We start from the raw sequence: 14,663 nt of genomic DNA, 5'->3' as shown, positions 1-14,663 counted from the left end.
TGAGAACAGTATTCAAAGGTTCACGCCGACGGACATCACCCAGCAAGGATGAACAGCCGTCCAGCACTGCAATCAAGATTCATGGGAACATATGTTCGATTTCGGTGTACGGTGGAGCCTATGACCGCCACGATGCAACCGTCTCTGTTCGACAACGGTGACCTCGGCGTTTCTTTGGCCGATCTCGACGGCACGGTGCAGCGACGTATTCTCACCGCCGGCGCATGGGTCGACCATCGCCCGGCCTGGCTGACCGGATCGGAGGCCGTGTTCGACAATCTGGAAGCCTCGGTGCCGTGGCGTTCCGAACGGCGTCAGATGTACGACCGCGTTGTCGACGTCCCTCGTCTGGTGTGTTTCTACGCAGAGAATCAACCACTGCCGGACGCACTTCTCACCGAAGCCAAAGACGCGCTGAGCAGTCACTACTTCGACGAACTCGGTGAACCATTCGCCACGTCGGGTCTGTGTTTCTATCGCGACGGTTCCGACAGCGTTGCCTGGCACGGGGACGACACGGGACGAAGTCGCACCGAGGACACGATGGTGGCCATCCTGTCTCTCGGTGCGGCTCGCCCGCTCCTATTGCGCCCTCGTGGGGGCGGCGAATCCATCCGCTTCAATCTCGGACACGGAGATCTACTCGTCATGGGCGGATCCTGCCAACGCACGTGGGAACACTGTGTCCCGAAGAGTGCGCGGGCCCTCGGGCCGAGAATCAGCGTTCAATTCCGCACTCGCGGAGTTAGATAGCGTCGCGGAGTTCGTCTCGCAGCGCCTTCCGATTGAGCTTGCCGACGGCCGTCTTCGGTATGGATTCTGCGAAAACAACCCGACGCGGTTTCTTGTACGACGCCAGTCGTTCGCCGACGTGCGCGACCAATGATGCTTGCAGTGCGTCGTTTTCGACGGTCCCGTCCTCGAGTACCACCACAGCCGTGACCGCCTCCACCCACTTGGCGTCGGCGGTACCCACCACGGCGACCTCACGGACAGACGGATGCGTCAGGAGTGCATCCTCGACTTCACGGGGGTAGACGTTGTATCCGCCGCTGATGATCATGTCCGAAGCTCGGTCCTTCAAGAACAAGAATCCTTCGGCGTCGAACTGACCGATGTCACGGGTGTGAACCCAGCCGTCTTCGGTGAAGGTGTCCGCATTCAGTTCCGGTGCATTGAAGTATCCGGCGATCGCCGATGGCGAGCGGATCACGATTTCACCCGGTTCTCCCTGGGGCACTTCGTTTCCCTCGCCGTCGAGCAGCCTGATCTCGACGTCGATGGCGGGCTGACCACAGGACAGCAGGCGATCTTCCGTGTGATCTTCGGGCCGTAGGACTGCGATACACAGCGGTGCCTCGGTCTGCCCGTAGTACTGGAGAAAACGGTGTTGCCCCCACGCCTGCATTGCACGTTCGATGGTGGCCAGCGGCATCGGCGACGCACCGTAGATCACGGATTTCAGACTCGAGATGTCTGCGCTCGCAAAATCAGGGCGTTCGAGGAGCATCTGAATCATCGTCGGCACCAGATTGATTGCCGTAGCCCGATGCTCGGTTATCGAGTCCAAGAAGGTCGACGGGTCGAATCTGGGAAGGATGACGGTCTTGCCGCCACGCAGCCAGAACGGAAGCACGAAGACACCGCTGGCATGAATCAGTGATGCCGCGTGCAGCATCGTATCGTCCTGAGTCGCCGGAAGCAGATTGAGCAGAACATTGCGGCAGATGCCGGCGTAGCTGCGCTGAGTGTGCTGCGCGGCCTTCAATGTTCCCGTGGTCCCGGAGGTGAACAGCGTCAGGATCACATCGTCGGGAGCTAACTCGACGTCCGGTGTGTCCGAAGGCATGCTCTGTGCTTGGTCGAGCAGCGAACGCTGCCGCGCCGAACCTGTTTCCAGCCCGATGAACGTACGTTCGGGGAACCTGGCGGACAGTTCAGCGGCGCGGTCGGCGAGGTCACTACCGAAGACGACGTGCGAGGTGTCGGTGTCCTCGAGCATTCTCGCGTGCTCGTCGAGCGAGAGACGCGAGTTGAGCGGAACCCTGTTGATGCCGGCTTTGACACAGGCAAAATCGACGGGGACGCTGGCAAGAGAGTTGTTGACCAGCAATGCAACCCGTGCACCACGCCCGATACCGAGGGCGATGAATGTGTGCGCCAATCGGCTGCTGAGTTCGTCCACTTCCGTGAACGTCATCGATCGATCGCCGAAAACGACGGCTGTTCGCGATCCGTGCTGTCGCGCACCACGGGCGATCAGGTCTCTGGTTATGGGCATCATGGTTCAGTTTCCTCGTTCGAATTCGGGTTGTTCTCGAACCGGCCGTGCCGGCCGGCGCCCGCGGCGAACGCAGCAGCGCCGCGCACACCTTCAGCGATGACAATGGGATTTCCCGCGACGCCCTCGGCCCGCAGTGCTTCGGCAAGTGGTAGATCAAAAGATCGGTAGGCCGACGCGCGATCCGCGAGCATGCAGAGTTGAGGGAAAGCGGACAACTGGTGCGCAAGCTCCTTGGCTGCCTGGAGTGACTGCCCCACTGGAACAACACGATTGGCCAGTCCGAAGGCCAGCGCCTCCGGAGCGTCGACCGGGCGACCGGTCAAGATCATGTCGAGCGCTCGCCCCTGCCCGACGATTCGCGGCAGTCGCACGGTCCCACCATCGATGAGAGGAACTCCCCAGCGCCGGCAGAAGACTCCGAAGACGGAATCCTCCTCGCAGATCCTCAGGTCCGCGAGCAATGAAAGCTCGAGCCCTCCTGCAACCGCGTATCCGCTGACGGCGGCGATCAATGGCTTGGACAACACCAACCGACTCGGCCCCATCGGGCCGGTGCCGCCGCCTTCCGGATGCAACTCGTGCACGCGGGCAGGGTCGGAGACTGCGGTCAAATCCGCACCGGCACAAAATGTGCCGCCCGCGCCCCACAGAATCGCCACCTTCTGACTCTCGTCCGATTCGAACTCCAGGAAGGCATCACGCAACTGCGCCGCCATCGGCCCGTCCACCGCATTCTTGCGATCAGGGCGATTCATCACGATGACGGTGACGCCACCGTCACGCTCCACATAGACATCGCCACCTGGTCGATCGGAGTCGGTCACGATATTTCCTCACTGCTCGCGGATAAGGTTTCCCGGTACCCACCATGCCACTTGTAACAGAATTTGTCAGGAGTTGTTCAAAAGTTGTTACAAACTGATCGAGGAATGTCCGCAACCCGAGTTGTGCTGGACCTCGCAACGGCGAGTCCGGACACCGAGTTCAGCACTGCAGTGCTGACCCGGGCCGGCGAGATCGTCGGTGTCAGCGCATCGAGCGTTCGCGTGGCAACGGGCCGCCTGTGCCGCGAGAACAAACTGCGTCGCACCGCTCGTGGAACGTACGTCCTCAACCCGGACGGCATCCCCACCTACAGCGAGGTCGAGGGGTGGCGAACTCGTACCGATCGCATACGCCCCTGGGACGGCACGTGGATAGCCGTCGAGCACTCAGCGCTCAAACGAAGCGACCGCACTGCCGCCCGAAGACACGATCAGGCGCTGCGCCTGGCGGGCTACGAGGAGTGGAAGCCCACACTCGCCGTCCGCCCGAACAATCTGCTCGGCGGCACGGACAGCGCCCGCCGCACTCTCCGCCGACTCGGCGCCGCCCCCGAATCGGCTGTCATGGAAATCGCTCACCTTGCCCCCGAGGATGATTCGACAATCCGCACACTCTGGAACTCGGAAGCACTGTTGGTCGACATCGCCGAGGCCCGTGAAGCACTCACACAGGCGCAAACACGCCTGGCGACAATCAGTCGCGAGGAGGCTGCCCGTGAATCACTTGCCTTGGGCAGCGCGGTGATCGCGGTCATCGTGCGCAATCCGCTCCTTCCGGAAGAACTCGAACCGACGCAGCCACTACGTGAACTGATCTCGCACATGCTCGAGTACCAGGACGCATCTCGCGAACTGTGGCAGTCACTGCTCCAGTTCTGATCGACTTCTTCCAGAAGGTAATTCAGTACGTTGCGCGGCCACCGCTGGCGTCGTACACAGCACCCGTCGAGTAACTCACCGCCGACGACGACAGCCAGGAGATCAATTCGGCGATTTCGTCGGCCCGCCCCATCCGCGCCATCGGCGTCAAAGACTGCGAGCGGGCGAGGATGGCCGGATCGGTGCCGGCATTCATAGGACTTTCCACGGCCGCGGGAGCAATCGCGTTGACCAGCACACCGGTGGTGGCGACCTCTTTGCCGAGCGACTTCGTCAGCGCGACGACTGCCGCTTTGGACGCGGAATATGCACTCTGATTCGGGTTTCCGTCCTTGGCCGCAATACTCGCGAGATTGACGACCCGCCCCCACCCGGACGCAACCATCCCCGGCACGAACGCCCGGCACATCAGGAATGTCCCTTCGACGTTGATGCGGAACGTACGCCGCCAAGCCGCGAGGTCGACGTCGACGAGTGGCGCTGATGGTCCTACGATTCCCGCACTGTTGATCAAGATGTCGACTCTGCCGAGTCTGGTTCGAAGCGCATCGACTGCTGTCGGATCACTCACGTCGAGTTGTTCGTCCGCACCCTCGGCAAGATCTGCCGTTACCACCCGAACTCCCCTCTCCGTCAACATCTTTGCACTGGCGGCGCCGATTCCGCTCGCACCGCCGGTAACGAGCGCGGTGACACCCTCTGGGTAACCCTGCATCGCATTCACTCCTGAGTTTCTGTGCGCTACGCACTCAATTTATGTTGCAAACAGGCATAATTGCCGTCACACTGTGTAGAAATTCTGAATATATGGCGTTTGTTGTCAACGTCAAATACCTGGAGGCCTTGGCGATGGAAACCCGCTGGTTGCACGCGTTTGTCGCGGTTGCGGAAGAACTTCACTTCGGGCGGGCCGCATCACGGCTCCAGATGGCTCAGTCGCCGCTCAGCCAGATGATCCGAAAGCTCGAAAAGGACATCGGCGTCAAGTTGTTCGAACGAAGCACTCGCAGCGTCGCACTCACGTCCGGCGGACATGCCTTTCTCCCCCACGCCTATCGCGTCATCGAGAACATGGAGACGGCACGACACGCTACGCGTGCGTCGTCGGGAGGCGTCTACGGACGAGTCACGATCGGGTTCACCGGAGTGCTCAACTATCAAGCACTTCCGCCGCTCACCCGCGCGTTGCGTCAGCGCTATCCGGAAGTCGAACTGACACTCCTCGGCCGGATCATGACGCGCGACGCGGTCATTCAACTCGAGAGCGGCGCCCTCGACCTCGCCTTCGTCGGACTACCGGTGGAATCCGCATCACTGTCTACCCGGCTGATCCGACGGGAGGCGTTCGGCGCCGTACTTCCGATCGACCATCCCCTTGCCGAGAGGGACGCGATCGATCTCCGCGAATTGGCCGACGACGGATTCGTGACCACCCCGCTCTCGGCCGGCTCGGCCCTCCAGGAAACCGCGATGCGCGCTTGCATGAACGCAGACTTCAGGCCTCGCGTCGTCCAGGAGATCACCGATCCGTACATGATCCTCATGCTCGTTGCCGCCGGCGTCGGTGTAGCGCTGATGACGTCCGGCATGGCTGCTATCACCCCACCTGGCAGTGTGTTCGTCCCACTCACCGGCGAGCCGACGTTCATGAACCACGGAATTGCCTGGTCACCCCGGCATATGACCGATGCACTCGCCGTCGCACTGGAGACGTCCGAGGAGATTCTGCCGACGCCGGAGATTGAGACCAAAAACATCATTATCTGAGACTCATTTAGTGTTGGACGCGCCATAGTCCTTCGTGGCACTGTCGTCTCAGCCGCCGAAAGGTGAGGGACGTCACCGATGCGTGGTGCATCACCAAACGTGCCGCCACGGCCGGCCCATCGGGACGAAAGGACTTCACATGGCACCACCGATCACCTCCACCGGTTCCACGCACTCCACCGAAGAGCATCCGAATTCGAATGCGCGCCGCGCCGCCGTTTCGGGCTTCCTCGGCAGCACCCTCGAGTACTACGACTTCTTCATCTACGGCTCCGCAGCCGCGCTCGTGTTCCCCAAGATCTTCTTTCCTGGCGGCGGCTCGACGGCAACGCTGCTCTCGATCAGCACCCTGGGCGTGGCCTACGTCGCCCGCCCACTCGGCGCAGTGCTGTGGGGACACCTCGGCGATCGGTACGGACGCAAGAACGCGCTTCTCGCCTGCCTGCTCCTCATGGGTGTTGCGACGGTCATCGTCGGTTGCCTGCCGACCTACGACCAGATCGGCATCGCCGCGCCGATCATTCTCGTCTTGCTTCGCCTTCTTCAAGGGCTCTCTGCCGGCGGTGAATCACCCGGCTCTTCGGCACTGACTCTCGAACACGCACCTGATCACCGTCGTTCGTTCTTCACCTCGTTCACCATGAGCGGGATCATGTTCGGCATCGTCGTCTCCAGCCTGGTATTCATCCCTGTGGCGAGCCTGCCCGACGAAGACCTCTACTCGTGGGGTTGGCGAGTTCCCTTCTGGCTCAGCATCATCGTGACCGTCGTTGCGCTGTGGCTACGTCGCGCCTTGGATGAGCCCGAGGTATTCGAAGAACTCAAGGAACAGGACGAGACGGCCGGAATTCCCGTCGTCGAGATGTTCCGCTCGCACTGGCGCACCGTAATCCGTATCAGCATGAGCTCGACCTTCGCGATGATCAACACCATCGTCAACGTCTTCGCCCTGGCGTACGCCGTCGAATCCGGCTTCGAACGCTCCACGATGCTGTGGGCCATCGCGACCGCCAATTTTGTTGCCGTACTGACTCAGCCGCTGTTCGGCATTCTCTCGGATCGCTACGGACGTAAGCCCATCTTCGTCGTCGGCGCCATCGGAGCCGGCTTGATGATCTTCGTCTTCTTCCATTCGATCGGAACCCAAAGCGTCCCCATGGTCTTCGCTTCGGGAATCGTCATGATCGGAATCTTCTACGCGATGCCCAACGGCACGTACCCGGCATACTTCCCGGAGCAGTTCCCCGCGAAGGTCCGATACACCGGAATGGCCGTCAGCCTCATGCTCGGACTCCTTGTTGCCGGCTTCACACCGGCTATCGCCCAGGCGATTTCGGCCGGAGACAAGAGCAACTGGACACCGGTTGCATGGATGTGCCTGGGCTTCGCCGTCATCTCCGCCATCGCGGCAATGACCGGACCGGAAACGTACCGCACGCCCACAGCAGAACTGGGCCAACCGAAGCCGAGCCTGCCGATCAAGCAGGACTCAGAGCTCACCAGCAACAACGCTTGACCGGACCGGCCCCTCGCGCTGAATTGCCGCGAGGGGCCGTCCCCACTTATGCAGGAGAATGTCATGACTTCCGAATACACACGTCACCGTATCGGCCTTGTCGGGTCGGGTATCGCCACCTCACTCTCGCCCGCGTTGCACGCACACGAAGCAGCAGCACTCGGATTCGACGATTACAGCTACGAACTGATCGATCTCGAGAACCTGAACATCTCGGTCGAGAAAACCGGTGAGGTGGTGCGTGGCGCCGTCGCGGGCGATTTCACCGGACTGAACATCACCCACCCGTGCAAGCAGGTTGTCGTGGACGCGCTCGACGAGCTGTCCGGCAACGCGCGGTTGCTCGGTGCCGTCAACACGGTGGTGGTCGACAACGGCCGTTTGATCGGCCACAACACAGACCACAGCGGATTCCTCACAGCACTGCAGCGCGGTTTGCCCGACGCCGCCTTGGACCGAGTGGTGCTTGCCGGGGCAGGAGGGGCGGGTTCCGCTGTGGCATACGCACTCGCCGCCGCCGGTACCACGGATCTTCGCATCGCAGATATTGATCCCGATCGCGCTGCCGATGTGTGTTCTCGCGTCGCCTCGGCCTTCCCTGGCACGCGCACAACGGCTTTGGCGATCGGTGAGATCTCCGTCAACCTGACGACGTGCGACGGCGTCGTCAATGCATCTCCGATCGGCATGGTGGGTCACCCCGGAACTCCCTTCGACCCTGCGGCGTTGCATTCCGGATTGTGGGTCGCTGACATCGTTTATCGACCGATGCACACCGAATTGCTCGACGCTGCAGCTGCTCTCGGATGCGCGGTTCTCGACGGTGGGCAGATGCTGGTGGCTCAAGCCTCTGACACCTTCACACTCCTGACCGGTGTCGAAGCCGATACGGATCGCATGCGCAGCCATCTGAGCGAGCTGCTCTCCGAGACGGCATGCGCATGAGCACAACCGAACACCTACTTTCTCGCGAAGTACCAGGAGCACTGATGAATGTGACTGCGCCTTTCGCCGAACCTCTCGACATGGGCAGCGTCCGCCTCCGGAACCGGTTCGTGTCCGCCCCGATGGAACGCAACTACTGCGAAGTCGACGGCACCATGACGGACGAGTACATCGCGTACCTCGCCCGCCGCGCCGAAGGTGGTGCTGCACTGATCTTCACCGAAGCGAGCTACGTGCGCGCCGATGGCAAGGGACGCATCCGGCAGATGGGCGTCGACGTCGACGAACGGATTCCCGGCATCAAGAAGATGGTCGACGCGATCCACGCACACGGCGCCCTCGTCGGAGTCGAACTCAACCACGGTGGACGCACGGCGCAGGGGTCGGTCAGTGGATTTGTTCCCGTTGCCCCGACACCGATTCCGTGTTTGGTTGTCGGCGGCGAAATGCCAGAACAACTCGACGGCGACGACATCGAGCACATCATCGAATGCTTCGGTGAGGCTGCCGCACGGTGCCAGCAGGCCGGCGTCGACGTCATCTCCCTGCACGGTGGCCACGGGTACTTGATCCACCAGTTCCTCTCCCCTGCTTACAATCACCGCGACGACGAGTGGGCCGACCCCACCTTGTTCGTCAACAAGGTCATCGCCTCCGTCCACGAGCATGCTCCGGGAATCACTCTGGGACTTCGATTCTCAGCCTTCGAAGGCATTGACGGCGGACTCGACGCCGAGACGACCCGCTCTCGCATCGACGCCATCGACACTGACCGACTCGATTTTCTCGACGTCTCGGCCGGCAACTACGAAGCGGGACAGTGGATCATCCAGCCCGGTGAATGGTCCCGCGGACTCCTCGCGCCGTACTCCGAGCAGTACCAGCGCGACTTCGACATCCCGGTTGGTGTGGCCGGACGCATCACGTCGCCGGAGATCGCCGCGCAGATCATCGAATCCGGGCAGGCGAACTTCGTCAGCATGGCCCGTACGTTGCACGCCGATCCGGACTTTCCGAATCGCGCTATCGACGGTGGCCGCTACCGGCCGTGCATCGCCTGCAACTACTGCATCGACAGCCTTGCCGGCGGCCCCATTCCCTGCTCCGTCAACCCGTGGGTCGGACGTGAACTGGATCAGCCCACGAAGCCGGCTGATGCCACCGTGCGGGTCGCCGTCATCGGTGCCGGTCCCTCCGGAATGGCCGCTGCCCGCGACCTCGCACTTGCCGGTCACCGCGTCGACCTGTATGACGAACGACCCAGCCTCGGTGGCGACTTCGCTCTGGCATCGAAGCTGCACGAATATCCCGAATACGGGCGGATCGTGGACTGGTACCTCGCGGAACTGGCCGAACTCGAGGTGCAGTGCCACACCTCGACCAGAGCTGACGCAGCATTGCTCTCAAACAGTGACTTCGACGCGATCGTCCTTGCTGCCGGTGGGCACGGTCCCGTGACTGACCTCCCCGGCGCGCAGACCCGAACCGTCCGTGACGTTCGCGAGTTCCTGGTTTCCGGAGATCCGGCCCCCGAGGCAATCACCATTTTCGGCGCCGACCGCGAGGCTGCTGCCGTCGCAGACGATCTGCTCCAGAAGGGCACCCAGGTCGTCATGATCGGGCCGCAGGAAACCATCGCGCACGACGTCGGCCGACGCGGCAAGATCGTGCTGCTGCCGCGCCTGGCCTCAAGTGAGAACCTCACGACCTACCTGAGCTCGATCGTCACCAAAGTCGACGCCGATCGGGTCACGATCTCGACAGGCGGTGTACTGAGCGAAGTCGACGCCCCCGGCGAGCTGCTGATTTCACAGGGCGTCGAGCCGCGCTCGGAGCTTCTGGCCGAACTACGTTCACTGGCACCACGACTCGGGGTCCATGCCGTCGGCGACGCGAGCGGTGACGGCGGATCCATCCATGCCGCACTCGTGACCGCAGCCGACGTTGCCGTCGCCATCACCGCCGCCGCTGCGGCCCGTCAGGAGGTTCACGCATGAGCGCACACACAGCCGCACCGGTGGCAACTGCGTTGCCACCCATCGGACTCGGAACCTGGCCACTGGTCGGTGCCGACGCCACGAAGTCGGTTCTCTCCGGCATCGAGGCCGGGTACCGCCTCATCGACACCGCCGCGATCTACGGCAACGAGGACGCCGTCGGCGTAGCGTTGGCGGAGTCGGGCCTACCGCGAGAAGAACTGTTTGTCACCACCAAACTTCGTGGAAACGACCAGGTTTCCGGTGACATCCGCGGAGCGCTCGAGCAGAGCCTGGAACGACTGGGACTGGATCAACTCGATCTGTTCCTGATCCACTGGCCGCTCCCGCGAATCGATCGTTACGTTGCGTCGTTCGAGGCGATGCTTGCCTGCCGCGACGCCGGACTGGTTCGGTACGTGGGTGTGTCGAACTTTCTGGAGCACCACGTGCGCCGCGTCGTCGCCGAAACCGGCGAGGCACCGGCAGTCAACCAGATTCAGATGGACCCGTCGCTCGCGCGAATTCCGGTGCGCCGCGCCAACGACGAACTCGGAATATTCACGCAGTCGTGGAGCCCGCTCGGCCGCGGGGATGTGCTCGACAACGCCGTTGTGAGTGAGATCGCCGGTCGAATGGGTTGCACCCCTGCGCAGGTGGTCCTTGCTTGGCACGTCGCGCAGGGTGTGGTTCCGGTCGCGCGATCAGCGAACCCGACGCGTCAGGCCGAGAACCTGGCAGCACTCGATGTGACCCTCTCCGGCGAGGACATCGAAGCACTGAACAGTCTCGACCGCGGCGAGTCTGCGGCGCGGGACGTCGAAGCAGAGGAACATTTCTGATGACATTGAAAGTCGGAATCGTCGGCTGCGGCAAGATCGCCGGCAACCATGCCCGAGCTCTACAACAAGTCCCCGGCGTCGAGGCAATCGGCTGCTGCGATCCCGATCTCGGACGCGCCCAGGAGTTCGCGGCAGCGCACGGCATTCCCGCAGCCGTGAGTTCAGTGGAGCAACTTCTTGCCCTCGGGCTCGACGCCTGCACCGTCTGCACGCCGCACCCGGTACATGAAGAAGTAGTTGTGGCCGCTGCCGAAGCGGGTGTACATGTGTTGTGCGAGAAGCCCATCGCGGTCGATGTTGCTGCCGCCGACCGCATGATCGAGGCCGCCGACCGCGCCGGTATCACGTTCGGGGTGCTCTTCCAACGTCGCTTCTGGCCGGCCGCGCGTCGGATCCGGGACGCCATCGACGACGGCCGGATCGGACTGCCCACGCTCGGCGAGGCGTCGGTGATCCTGCACCGCCCGTCGAGTTACTACTCGGCCGACGCGTGGCGCGGACGCTGGGACACCGACGGCGGTGGCGTGCTCATGACGCAGGCGGTGCACCAGATCGACATGCTGGCCTGGTTCATGGGCGAGGCCGTCTCGGTCAGCGGCTTCATACGCACCCACACCCACGGTGAGCACATCGAGACCGAGGACACGGCGTCAGCTGTAATTTCCTTTGCCTCGGGCGGCACCGCGACTGTCACTGCGACAACGGGTGCCAATCACAACCTGGGCAACCGCGTCTCGGTGATCGGACGCACCGGTGCCATCGCCAGCGTCCTCGAATTTCCCGAAGGACACGAGGGTGTCAACGAAATCTGGACCGTGCCGGGCGAAGCGGAGTTCCAGTCGCCGTATTCCGCCGATATCGACGCCAATCTTGATGTGGGAGCGGTCAATGCGGCACTGACCGACTTCCACACCCTGCAGGTTCAGGACTTCGCCGACGCCGTCCTGACCGGGCGCGAACCCGCCGTCACCGGACGAGACGCCCGCGCGTCACTTGCCATCATCGCCGCAATCTACGAATCGTCGCGAACCGGGAAGGTTGTCGATCTGACATCGACACCGACCCTCGCAACAACTGCCAAGGAGCAGAAATGAGTAGCAGTACCCCCCTCACCTACGACGTGGTTGTCGTGGGCTCCGGCGCAGGCGGGCTTTCCACAGCAATTGCCGCAGCACATGGCGGCGCGTCGGTACTCGTTGTCGAGAAGGCCGACACCTGCGGCGGCGCAACGGCCTGGTCGGGCGGGTGGATGTGGACCCCGCGCAACATGTTTGCCATCGCCGACGGGGTTGTCGAGGATCGCTCGGCACCGCGGGCATATCTGGAGAACCGACTCGGCGACAACTTCGACGCCGCCAAAGTTGATGCTCTTCTCGACGGTGCACCGGAGATGGTCGAGTTCTTCGAACGCAAGACTGCGCTGAAGTTTGTTCCCGGAGCCAAGATCGCCGACATTCACGGTGACACACCGGGAGCCGGCACGGGTCATCGTTCCGTCGGACCGAAACCGGTGAGCTTGCGAAAGCTCGGCCCCGACGTCGCGGCGCTACTACGTCGACAACTGTACGAGACGTCGTTCCTCGGCATGGGCATCATGGCTGGTCCTGATCTGCAGGCATTCCTGCATTCGACTCGATCGCCGAAAGCATTTGTGCACTGTGGTGTTCGCGTGACAAAGCACATGTTCGATCTCGCCACCAAGCGTCGTGGCCAGCAACTCGTCAACGGCACTGCGCTTGTCGGCATGATGCTTCGCTCAGCGCTCGATCTCGGCGTCGAGATTCAGGTGAAAACGTCGGCAACATCGCTGCAGACTGACGATGGCGGTCGCGTTGTCGGTGTCCGCCTCGAAGGCCCGGATGGTGCGTACTCGGTAACTGCCACGCGCGGCGTCGTACTGGCCACCGGCGGCTTCGCCCAGGACATCGACCGCCGACGTGAACTGTTCCCCCGTACCCCCACCGGAAACGAACACTGGTCACTCACTCCGAAGACAACCACCGGCGACGGCATCACCCTCGGCGAATCCGTGGGTGGTCGCCTCGACCGCACTCTTGCCTCCCCCGTCGCGTACTGCCCCGTCTCCATCGTTCGTTACCGCAACGGCAAGGAAGGTGTGTTCCCGCACATCCTCGACCGCGGAAAGCCCGGTGTCATCGGAGTTCTCGCGAACGGCAAGCGTTTTGTCAACGAAGCACTCGGCTACCACGACTACACCCTCGCCATGGTCGAGCAGGTTCCCGAGGAAGACGAGGTGTGCTCGTGGTTGATCGCGGATCAGCAGTACGTGCGCTACCTCCCGCTGGGCATGGCCAAGCCCCTGCCGATCCCGATCCAGCCGTACCTGCGCTCGGGATACCTGACACGGGGTCGCACTGTTCGCGAACTGGCGGAGAAGATCGGCGTTGATCCGACGCAGTTGGAAAAGACAATCGAGGCATTCAATGTCGGGGCCGTGGCCGGTGAAGACCCCGAGTTCGGTCGCGGCACAACGCCGTTCAACCGGGGATCCGGCGATACCGCCAACCCCTGGCCGAACCCGTCGCTTGCACCCTTACAGAAGGGTCCGTACTACGCGGTGAAGGTGGTGCCGGGCAGTTTCGGTACCTTCGCCGGGCTTGTCACCGACTCGTCGTCGCAGGTTCTCGATGACAACGACCGCCCCATCGAGGGATTGCTCGCCGTCGGCGTCGATCAGGCCAGCGTGATGGGCGGGCACTACCCGTCCGGCGGCATCAACCTCGGCCCGGCTATGACGTTCGGGTATCTAGCAGGTCGGGAACTGGCCGGAGCCAAGACAGTTGGAGCGCACGCATGACACTCACACTCGGGCTGGCAGCCCTCACGGTGCTCGATACCGCACCGATGCAGCACGTCGACTTGGCCGAAAAGCACGGCTTCGACACCATCGGTATCCGCCTGATGCCCGCGGCACCGGGCACTACGGCTTACCCCCTGCACGAGGACAAACAGGGGTTGAACGAACTGGTGCGTCGACTGGGCGATTCACCGGTCGAGGTATTCGACCTCGAAATCATCCGTCTTGCAGCCGACTTCGACCCCACCGACTACGTTCCGCTGCTCGAAGCCGGCGCACAGCTCGGAGCCAAAGCCGTTCTGGTGGGCGGCGACGATCGCGACCGCGCTCGGCTCACGGACTCCTATGCCCGCCTCGCTGAACTGTGCGCGAACTACGGCATCGTCGCCTCGCTCGAATTCATGCCGTGGACTGCGGTGCCCGATGCGCGTGCGGCCATCGAGATCGTCTCGGCGGCAGACGGTCCGGCTCGTAGTGTCCTGGTCGACGCACTCCACACCGACCGCTCGGCGACAACACTGGAGGATCTTGCGTCCATCCCGCGCGAGTGGCTTCACTACGCCCAGATGTGCGACGGTTCGATCCCCGCTCCCACCGATGACGCAGAGCTGATCCGTCACGCCCGCGAGGAGCGTCTGGTGCCCGGCACCGGCGGCATCGCCCTGGCCGACATCTGGTCGACCCTGCCTGCCGGACTGCCGGTCAGCATCGAATTGCCCAACGAGCCGCTGCGTCAGGCCGTCGGCACGGACGCCTGGCTGAAGCGCTTGGTCGAGGCCACGCGAGCAGTGTTGGCCTAGCGGCCCTGTGCG

13 protein-coding genes are annotated in these 14,663 nt (G+C 62.9%); 10 read left to right on the top strand and 3 right to left on the bottom strand.

The genetic code is table 11. The features are described 5' to 3' along the window. Positions 1 to 120 precede the first annotated feature (120 nt). Entirely contained in the window at positions 121 to 753 is a 633-nt protein-coding gene (locus tag QM596_RS06335; protein ID WP_279217697.1) for an alpha-ketoglutarate-dependent dioxygenase AlkB, read from the top strand. Here QM596_RS06335 and QM596_RS06330 read toward each other — a convergent pair. Together QM596_RS06330 and QM596_RS06325 are read right to left on the bottom strand one after the other, a co-directional pair. After that, the gene (locus tag QM596_RS06330; RefSeq protein ID WP_283308401.1) at positions 746 to 2,284 is read right to left on the bottom strand and encodes a class I adenylate-forming enzyme family protein; all 1,539 of its coding nucleotides are present in this window, start codon (positions 2,282 to 2,284) and stop codon (positions 746 to 748) included. The two genes, QM596_RS06335 and QM596_RS06330, sit on opposite strands and share 8 nt — an antisense overlap. After that, positions 2,281 to 3,108: a crotonase/enoyl-CoA hydratase family protein gene (locus QM596_RS06325; protein ID WP_019744984.1), complete on the bottom strand. Its 828-nt coding sequence runs from the start codon at positions 3,106 to 3,108 to the stop codon at positions 2,281 to 2,283. The genes QM596_RS06330 and QM596_RS06325 overlap by 4 nt, the downstream gene beginning before the upstream one ends. Before the next feature lie 105 nt (positions 3,109 to 3,213). Between QM596_RS06325 and QM596_RS06320 the strand changes: the two genes are divergently transcribed. Then, positions 3,214 to 3,987 (top strand): hypothetical protein, encoded by a 774-nt coding sequence (locus QM596_RS06320; protein ID WP_019744985.1) that lies wholly within the window; start codon positions 3,214 to 3,216, stop codon positions 3,985 to 3,987. A gap of 22 nt (positions 3,988 to 4,009) precedes the next feature. Here QM596_RS06320 and QM596_RS06315 read toward each other — a convergent pair whose 3' ends face one another. Then, positions 4,010 to 4,702: an SDR family NAD(P)-dependent oxidoreductase gene (locus QM596_RS06315; RefSeq protein ID WP_047889919.1), complete on the bottom strand. Its 693-nt coding sequence runs from the start codon at positions 4,700 to 4,702 to the stop codon at positions 4,010 to 4,012. Between the two features lie 134 nt (positions 4,703 to 4,836). On the opposite strand from QM596_RS06315, the gene QM596_RS06310 reads away from it, so the two are divergent. The 8 genes from QM596_RS06310 (at position 4,837) to QM596_RS06275 (ending at position 14,651) form a co-directional block, all read left to right on the top strand. Beyond that, on the top strand, positions 4,837 to 5,754 hold the full coding sequence (locus tag QM596_RS06310; RefSeq protein ID WP_060938273.1) for a LysR family transcriptional regulator: 918 nt from the start codon (positions 4,837 to 4,839) through the stop codon (positions 5,752 to 5,754). 139 nt (positions 5,755 to 5,893) lie between these two features. Continuing rightward, positions 5,894 to 7,270, top strand: coding sequence for an MFS transporter (locus tag QM596_RS06305; RefSeq protein WP_021345319.1), 1,377 nt, complete (start codon positions 5,894 to 5,896; stop codon positions 7,268 to 7,270). 63 nt (positions 7,271 to 7,333) lie between these two features. Then, positions 7,334 to 8,215 carry a shikimate dehydrogenase gene (locus QM596_RS06300; protein ID WP_283308400.1) on the top strand — a complete coding sequence of 294 codons (882 nt, stop codon included), beginning with the start codon at positions 7,334 to 7,336 and terminating at the stop codon, positions 8,213 to 8,215. 44 nt (positions 8,216 to 8,259) lie between these two features. Continuing rightward, positions 8,260 to 10,212: an oxidoreductase gene (locus QM596_RS06295; RefSeq protein ID WP_283308399.1), complete on the top strand. Its 1,953-nt coding sequence runs from the start codon at positions 8,260 to 8,262 to the stop codon at positions 10,210 to 10,212. After that, positions 10,209 to 11,033 carry an aldo/keto reductase gene (locus QM596_RS06290; protein ID WP_021332175.1) on the top strand — a complete coding sequence of 275 codons (825 nt, stop codon included), beginning with the start codon at positions 10,209 to 10,211 and terminating at the stop codon, positions 11,031 to 11,033. Before QM596_RS06295 ends, QM596_RS06290 begins: the two co-directional genes overlap by 4 nt. Next, positions 11,033 to 12,127 carry a Gfo/Idh/MocA family protein gene (locus tag QM596_RS06285; protein ID WP_283308398.1) on the top strand — a complete coding sequence of 365 codons (1,095 nt, stop codon included), beginning with the start codon at positions 11,033 to 11,035 and terminating at the stop codon, positions 12,125 to 12,127. The genes QM596_RS06290 and QM596_RS06285 overlap by 1 nt, the downstream gene beginning before the upstream one ends. After that, positions 12,124 to 13,851, top strand: a complete 1,728-nt coding sequence (locus QM596_RS06280; RefSeq protein WP_070385597.1) for an FAD-dependent oxidoreductase — start codon at positions 12,124 to 12,126, stop codon at positions 13,849 to 13,851. The genes QM596_RS06285 and QM596_RS06280 overlap by 4 nt, the downstream gene beginning before the upstream one ends. Beyond that, positions 13,848 to 14,651: a sugar phosphate isomerase/epimerase family protein gene (locus QM596_RS06275; RefSeq protein ID WP_021332173.1), complete on the top strand. Its 804-nt coding sequence runs from the start codon at positions 13,848 to 13,850 to the stop codon at positions 14,649 to 14,651. Before QM596_RS06280 ends, QM596_RS06275 begins: the two co-directional genes overlap by 4 nt. Positions 14,652 to 14,663 lie beyond the last annotated feature (12 nt).

It is taken from the genome of Rhodococcus sp. IEGM 1406 (genome assembly GCF_030056745.1).
Taxonomy (GTDB): Bacteria; Actinomycetota; Actinomycetes; order Mycobacteriales; family Mycobacteriaceae; genus Rhodococcus_F; species Rhodococcus_F erythropolis.
The sequence above is the reverse complement of the archived record's forward strand: the minus strand, read 5'-3'. Positions and strand labels throughout refer to the sequence as shown.